Source organism: Phenylobacterium sp., assembly GCF_024508875.1.
Classification (GTDB): Bacteria; Pseudomonadota; Alphaproteobacteria; order Caulobacterales; family Caulobacteraceae; genus Phenylobacterium.
In genome coordinates this window covers 1-1,778 of record NZ_JANINU010000320.1, presented here as the reverse complement: position 1 = coordinate 1,778, position 1,778 = coordinate 1, and the positions used below count along the sequence as shown (strand labels likewise).

Below are 1,778 nucleotides of genomic sequence, written 5' to 3'. Positions count from 1 at the left end.
ATGACCGCGCGGCGGAGCTCCTCCTCCTTGATCCGGCGGGCCTCCTCCTGGGTCTTCAGGACGGTGATGTCGGCGGCGGTCACCACCAAGCCGCCCTCGGCCGTGGGGCGCTCGGAGATCTGCACCCAGCGCCCGTCCGACAGCTCGGCCTCGCGCACGCCCCGGCGGCCGCCGGGCGCGGGGTACTCCTGGCGGATGGCGAGCCGGGCGGCGCGCTCCACCTGCTCGCGGCCCACGCCAGCCTTGAGGACCTCGGGCTCGAGCTGGAAGTAGCTCCGGAAGTTCTTGTTGCACATAACCAAGCGGCCGTTGCGGTCCCACAGGACGAACGCCTCGGAGGTGCTTTCGATGGCGTCGCGCAGGCGGCCCTCGGCGGATTGGGCGCGGGCCTGGGCCAGGCGTTCTTCGGTGACATCCAGCGCGACGCCGATGATCCGGGCGAAGCCGCCTTCGGGGCTTTCGCCGAAGCCGCGGCCTCGGAAGTCGATCCAGACCGGGCGGGCGCCGGCCAGCGGGGGCACGCGGAAGCTGACGTCGAAGTCGCCGTAGATGGCGGCGGTGGCCAGCGCCTCGCGCATGTCGTCGCGGTGACCGGGGGCGACACGTTCCAGCACCTGCTGGCCGTCGACCAGACCCGAGCGCCAGCCGAAGAGGGACGCGGTGACTTCCGACATGAAGATCTTGTCGGTCGCCAGATCCCATTCCCAGATGCCGCAGCGGGCGGCCTCGACGGCCATGCGGAAGCGCTGCTCGCTGTCGTTACGGGCGGCCTGCACCCGCTCGACGCTGCGCATCTCCAGGACGAGCAGCACGCCCAGCGCGAGGGCGGTGGCGACCGGCGCGCCCACCCACAGGGCGATCTCGAGCCGCCCAGGCGCCACCTGCCACAGGCGCAGGAGGCCCAGGGCGCCGACCAGGGTCACCAGGACCAGGACGGTCAGGATGGCCGGCTGGGAATAGTTGCGAGCGGACACGCGGCCGCGACCGCGCCTTTCGGGCGTCACGCCTGCGAGATTCTGCCCCCCGCGTTCGGCCAAGGCCGCCGCTCCTTACGTCTCCCGCCGTTCGGCGTCCCCGAACCGGGACGGAAGTCTATGCTGATCCGCCGCCCGCGGTCATCGCGGGCAATCGTCGCAATCAGTCGAGCGCGCGAGTCGCCAATTCGTAAACGTTCTTCGACAAGCCTTCGACAGCGACGATCCGCTCCAGTTCGGCGCGCATCAGCTTACCCAATTCGGGTCTCAGCCGCTTCCAGCCGCCGAGCGGGTCCACCAGCCGGGCCGCGGTCATCGGGTTGAACCGGTCGACGGCGATGATCTGGTCGGCCAGGAACCGGTAGCCCGCGCCGCTGGGATCGTGGAAGCGGACCGGGTTGAAGTTGGCGAAGCTGGAGACCAGCGCCCGCAGGCGGTTGGGGTTCTTGGCGTCGAACGCGGGGTGGGCGGTCAGGGCCAGGATCCGGCCGAGCGCCTCTTCGCCGGGATCGCGGGCCTGGACAGCGAACCACTTGTCGATGACCAGCGGCTCGTTCTTCCAGCGGGCGAAGAAGTCGGTGAGCGCCTCCTCGTACAGCGGGCCGCCGATCAGCATCAGGGCGTTCAGGCCGCCGATCATGTCGGTCATGTTGGCCGCCGCGCGATAGTGGCCGTAGGCGATGTCGGCGGTCTCGCTGCGCGGGTTGGCGGCCATCAGTTCCAGCGCCGCGTTGCGCAGGGCGCGGCGTCCGGCGCCGGCGGCGTCGGGCGAGAACTCGCCCAGGTCCTGCAGGCCGGTGTGGA

The 1,778-nt window shown here is 70.9% G+C and carries 2 protein-coding genes; both read right to left on the bottom strand.

What is annotated here, in order from left to right:
- The coding region (locus Q0L11_RS20950; protein ID WP_296599842.1) for a PAS-domain containing protein at nt 1–974 on the bottom strand (974 nt) is incomplete at its 3' end.
- A gap of 163 nt (nt 975–1,137) precedes the next feature.
- Nucleotides 1,138–1,778, bottom strand: a 641-nt coding sequence (locus Q0L11_RS20945) for an aminopeptidase N C-terminal domain-containing protein (RefSeq protein WP_296599840.1), incomplete at its 5' end; no start/stop codon positions are given.